The 5,336-nt window shown below is 70.9% G+C and carries 4 protein-coding genes and 2 pseudogenes; 5 read left to right on the forward strand and 1 reads right to left on the reverse strand.

Features of this window, described 5'->3' with window-relative positions:
• Positions 1-12: 12 nt before the first annotated feature.
• The 5 genes and pseudogenes from AOK11_RS36740 to AOK11_RS36760 all read left to right on the forward strand — a co-directional run.
• Positions 13-1,017, forward strand: a pseudogene (locus tag AOK11_RS36740) (glycoside hydrolase family 43 protein); the annotation flags it as partial.
• Position 1,018: 1 nt separating this feature from the next.
• Entirely contained in the window at positions 1,019-2,437 is a 1,419-nt protein-coding gene (locus tag AOK11_RS36745) for an RICIN domain-containing protein (protein ID WP_055597963.1), read from the forward strand.
• Positions 2,434-3,519 (forward strand): rhamnogalacturonan acetylesterase, encoded by a 1,086-nt coding sequence (locus tag AOK11_RS36750; protein WP_055597966.1) that lies wholly within the window; start codon positions 2,434-2,436, stop codon positions 3,517-3,519. The genes AOK11_RS36745 and AOK11_RS36750 overlap by 4 nt, the downstream gene beginning before the upstream one ends.
• Before the next feature lie 94 nt (positions 3,520-3,613).
• On the forward strand, positions 3,614-4,465 hold the full coding sequence (locus AOK11_RS36755; RefSeq protein WP_055597964.1) for an isocitrate lyase/PEP mutase family protein: 852 nt from the start codon (positions 3,614-3,616) through the stop codon (positions 4,463-4,465).
• 70 nt (positions 4,466-4,535) lie between these two features.
• A complete protein-coding gene (locus AOK11_RS36760) occupies positions 4,536-4,955 on the forward strand; it encodes an NUDIX hydrolase (protein WP_206189005.1) in 420 nt (139 codons plus the stop codon).
• Here AOK11_RS36760 and AOK11_RS36765 read toward each other — a convergent pair.
• Positions 4,942-5,336 (reverse strand): annotated as a pseudogene (locus AOK11_RS36765) (hypothetical protein); the annotation flags it as partial. The gene AOK11_RS36760 and the pseudogene AOK11_RS36765 sit on opposite strands and share 14 nt — an antisense overlap.

Below are 5,336 nucleotides of genomic sequence, written 5' to 3' on the forward strand. Positions count from 1 at the left end.
TTCACGTAGGGGGCCGCCGCTCCCGCCACCCCCGCCGACGGGCCGAAAGCGGCGGCCCCCTACGTGAACCCGTTGGTCCGCAACCGCGCCGACCCGCACATCACCCGGCACACCGACGGCTTCTACTACTTCACCGCCACCGCGCCCGAGTACGACCGGATCGTCCTGCGCCGCTCCCGCACCCTGAACGGGCTCGGAAGCGCCGCCGAGTCCGTGATCTGGCGGGCGCACCCCACCGGTGACATGGGCGCCCACATCTGGGCGCCGGAGATGCACCGGGTCGCCGGCAAGTGGTACGTCTACTTCGCCGCCGCGCCCGCCGAGGACGTGTGGGCCATCCGCATCTGGGTGCTGGAGAACGCCCACCCCGACCCCCTCCGGGGCACCTGGGTCGAGAAGGGGCGGATCAGGACCGCCTGGGAGACCTTCTCCCTGGACGCCACCACCTTCACCCACCGCGGCACCCGCTACCTCTCCTGGGCGCAGCACGAGCCCGGCATGGACAACAACACCGCCATCTGGCTCTCCGAGATGGCCGACCCCTGGACCCTGACCGGGCCCCAAATACGGCTCTCCACACCGGAGTACGCCTGGGAGCGCATCGGCTTCAGGGTCAACGAGGGGCCGTACGTGATCCAGCGGGGCGGCCGGGTGTTCATGACGTACTCGGCCAGCGCCACCGACGCCAACTACTGCATGGGCCTGCTGACCGCTCCCGCCGACAGCGACCTCATGGACACCGCGAGCTGGTCCAAGTCGCCCGTCCCCGTCTTCACCAGCAACGGCACGACCCGGCAGTACGGTCCCGGGCACGGCTGCTTCACCGTCGCCGAGGACGGCCGCAGCGACGTCCTCGTCTACCACGCCCGGCAGTACAAGGAAATCGACGGGGACCCGCTCAACGACCCGAACCGCCACACCCGCGTCCAGACCCTCCGCTGGAAACCGGACGGCACCCCGGACTTCGGCATTCCCGTGGCCGACGGAACCGGAACGACCCGTGGCACGGGGGCGTGACATGAGACGCCTGTACGCGGTTCTGCTCACCTTCTGCCTCGCCCTCGCCGGCGCCCTCGTCACCGCCGGGCCCGCGCAGGCCGCACCGCAGACGATCGGCAACGGCGTCCAGTTCACCGACGTCACCGGAAACCCCGTGCACGCCCACGGCGGCGGGATCATCAAGGTCGGCGCGTACTACTACTGGTTCGGCGAGCACCGCAACGACGACAACACCTTCCGGTACGTCGACGCCTACCGTTCGACCGACCTGAAGAACTGGGAGTTCCGCAACCACGTCCTCACCGAGGCCAGCGACCCGGAACTCGCCACCGCCAACATCGAGCGGCCCAAGGTCATGTACAACGCGGCCACCGGCACGTTCGTGATGTGGATGCACAAGGAGAACGGCTCCGACTACAGCGAGGCCCGCGCCGCCGTCGCCGTCTCCGACACCGTGGACGGCGACTACGAGTGGCGGGGCAGCTTCCGCCCGCTGGGACAGCACATGTCCCGCGACCTCACCGTCTTCACCGACACCGACGGCACCGGTTACATGATCTCGGCCGCCCGCGAGAACTACGACCTGCACCTCTACCGGCTGACCGCCGACCACACCGGCATCGCGAGCCTGGTGGCCAACCCGTGGCCCGGCGGCCACCGTGAGGCGCCGGCCCTGTTCAAGCGGGGCGGCGTGTACTTCATGCTGACCTCCGGCGCCACCGGCTGGAACCCCAACCAGCAGCAGTACGCAACCGCCACCAGCCTCGCCGGTCCCTGGTCGTCGATGCGCACCGTGGGGGACGCCACCGCCTACGGATCGCAGACCGCGTTCGTCCTGCCGGTACAGGGATCCTCGGGCACGTCCTACCTGTACCTCGGGGACCGCTGGGGCAACTCCTTCGGCGGCAGGGTCAACGACTCCCGGTACGTGTGGCTGCCGTTGACCTTCCCGTCCTCCACCTCGATGTCCCTGTCCTGGTCGCCCGAGATCACCGTCGACACGGCTGCCGGAACGGTCACCGGGACCTCCGCCACGTACCACACGCTCATCGCCCGGCACAGCGGGAAGTGCGCCGACGTGACGAGCCAGTCGCTGTGGCAGGGCGCCCAGATCAAGCAGTACGACTGCAACGGCGGCGGCAACCAGCGGTTCTGGTTCAAGCCGGTCGGGAACGGATACCACCAACTCGTCGTGCGCAACAGTTCGTTGTGCCTCCAGGAGAACGCGAGCACCGTCACGCAGGAGAACTGCTCCGCCTCCGCCGCGGCCACCGCCCAGCAGTGGTCGGTCTCCACCACCGGCTCCTACGTGTCCCTCGTGTCCCGGGCGACCGGCGAATGCCTCGACGTGTCCGGCGGCGCGACCGCCAACTCGGCCGCCCTCATCACGTACACCTGCAACGGAGGGAACAACCAGCAGTGGACACGCGGGACATGAGTACGCGTCGGAGAGGGCCGGCCGGGGCTTTCGTCGCCGGCGCGGTGGCCGCCGCGACGATCGCCGGAGGGCTCGGGCTGTCGTCCGCCCCGGCCGCCGCCCGTACGCGGGACCACCGGCCGGCCCTCGGTATCGAGAACTGCACCGCCACCGCCTGCCACTTCGACCTCCCGCCCGGTACCTACGACGTGCGGGTCCGCCTCGGCGGTGAGGCCGCCTCCCGTACCGCCATCGGCGGCGAGACCCGACGCACGTTCCTCGCGGAGACCCCCGCCGGGGCCGGGCAGTGGGTCACCCGGGGTTTCACCGTCGACGTCCGCACTCCCGAGGGCGAGCCCACCGGCCCCGACGGCAGTCCCGGACTCGACCTCACCCTCGGCGGCAGCGCCCCCGCGCTCGCCGACATCCGGGTCACCCCGGCCGCCGACCGGCACACCCGGCAGATCCTCCTCGTCGGCGACTCCACCTCCTGCGACCAGCCCGGCGACCCGTACTCCGGCTGGGGCCAGCAACTTCCGCAGTACCTGCGCAAGGGGCTCTCGGTCGCCAACCACGCGGACTCCGGCGAGAGTACGGTCAGCTATCTGGGGAACCCGCACCTGTGGGACACCGTCCGGTCGTCGATCCGGCCCGGTGACCTCGTCCTCATCCAGCTCGCCCACAACGACAAGACCACCGGCGAGGCGGCCTACCGGGCCAACCTCGAGACCATGGTGGCGGGCGTGCGGGCCGAGGGCGGCGAACCGGTTCTCGTGACGCCCGTCGTGCGGCGCTGGTTCAACGCCGACGGCACTTTGAACAACGACACCGCCCTCCTGGTCAACGGGCTCGGCGTCGACCACCCGGCGGTCGTGCGCGCCGTCGCCTCGGCCGCCGGCGTCCCGCTGATCGACCTCACCGCCAGGACCAAGGCGCTGGTGGAATCCCTCGGCGTGGAGGACTCCAAGGCGCTCTACCTCTCCCAGGAGAAACGCGACAACACCCACACATCGGAGTACGGCGCCACCCGGTTCGCGGCCCTGGTCCGCGACGAACTCGTCCTGGGGCACCTGGTGCCCGAGGGCCGGGTCAGAAGGGGATGAAGCCCCTGGGACGCTCCGACCGGAACCGGAGCGTCCCAGGCTCCCCTCGCACACTTCGGCCGGGGCCGAAGCATTCCGCGGCTAGCGTGCCGGCATGACCGAGAGCGCGCCGAACGCCGTCACCGGGTTCGCCGGACTGCACCATGCCGACGAACCCCTGCTGCTGCCCAACGCCTGGGACCACGCCTCCGCCGCCGCTCTCGCCGCGCAGGGGTTCCGGGCGATCGGCACCACCAGCCTGGCCGTCGCCGCGGCGGCCGGGCTGCCCGACGGGGCGGCGGCGACGCGTGAGCAGACGCTGCTGCTCGCCCTCACCCTCGGCTCGGGACCGTACTGGCTGTCCGTGGACGCGGAGGACGGATTCAGTGAAGACCCCGGCGAAGTCGCCGCCTTCGCAAGCGAGTTGTACGCCGTCGGTGCTGTCGGGATCAACCTGGAGGACGGACTCGGGCCCATCGGCAGGCATGCCGCGAAGATCGCCGCGGTGCGGGCGGCGGCCCCCGGACTCTTCGTCAACGCACGCACCGACACCCACTGGGCCGCCGGTCCCGACACGGGCGACGGCACCAGGCGGGAGGACACCTTCCGCCGGCTGGACGCCTATCAACAGGCCGGTGCCCACGGAGTGTTCGTGCCCGGTCTCACCGATCCCCGCGAGATCGCCGGCCTGGTGCGCCGGCTCGACGTGCCGCTCAACGTCCTCTACTCGCCCAGCGGCCCCTCCGTCCCGCAGCTCGCCGGTCTCGGAGTGCGCCGGATCAGCCTCGGATCCCTGCTGTACCGGCGGGCGCTGGGTGCCGCGGTGGAGGCCGCGACCGACGTCCGGGAGGGACGCGCGCCCACCGGCACCGCACCGGCCTACGCGGAGATCCAGGCGCTGAGCAGGGACTCCGTACGGGGCGTGGCCGACGCCACTGCATCCCTCGAACGGCCCTGGTACGGTTGACGCTTTCGCGGGTATCAGAACCCTTGTACTCATCTCCGGCGAGAGACCGAGGGACCGAGGAACCATGGGCATGGACATCCCCGGCGACAAACGGCTGGCGGCAGCGGTCGTGACGGACGACGAGGGGCGCGTGCTTCTGGTGCGCCGCAGTGAGCACGAGAGATTCCTGCCCCGGGTGTGGGGCGTCCCGTGCGGCAAGCTCGAACCGGGTGAGAGCGCCCCGGACGGTGCGCTGCGCGAACTCAAGGAAGAGACCGGCCTGCTCGGTGAGATCGTGCGCAAGGTCGGCGAATCGTCCTTCCTGAGCGAGTACGCCGGGCACGAGATCAAGAACTGGCAGGAGAACTTCCTGGTCCGCCCGCTGTCCCGGGACGTCGTGCTGCCCAGTCCGGACCAGGACCATGCCTGGCTCCACCCGTCCGAGCTGACCGGCGTCGACATCGACGCCTACAACCTGGACATCGTCCGGCAGGCGCTCACGGCCTCCTGAGCAGGTCCGCCAGGAAGCCGAGAGATTCCAGATAGCCCGGTACGTTCATCGGCACCTTCGGGACCGCGCCCGCGTGCGGGCCGCCCGGGGTGAACACATCGGTGTGCCGGCGCCTTGCACCGCCCGTCTCGAGGAACAGGGTCACCGTCGGCTCCTCCGTGTCGCACCAGGCCCGGTGCAGGGTGTGCGCCGGCAGGGCGTACGTGGTGCCCGCCGCGTACTGGCCCAGATGCGTCAGCCGCAGCCGCGCCGGACCCGCCGGTTCCAGCAGCCAGTCCGCCGATCCCTCAGCCAGCGACTCCTCGAAGCGGGCCGCCGCGAGGGAGCCGCCCCCGGCCCCGGCCCGCTTCGAGGAGTCGCTGGCTGAGGGATCGGCGGACT

This window comes from Streptomyces hirsutus (assembly GCF_001418415.1).
In the GTDB taxonomy this organism is placed as follows: domain Bacteria; phylum Actinomycetota; class Actinomycetes; order Streptomycetales; family Streptomycetaceae; genus Streptomyces; species Streptomyces hirsutus.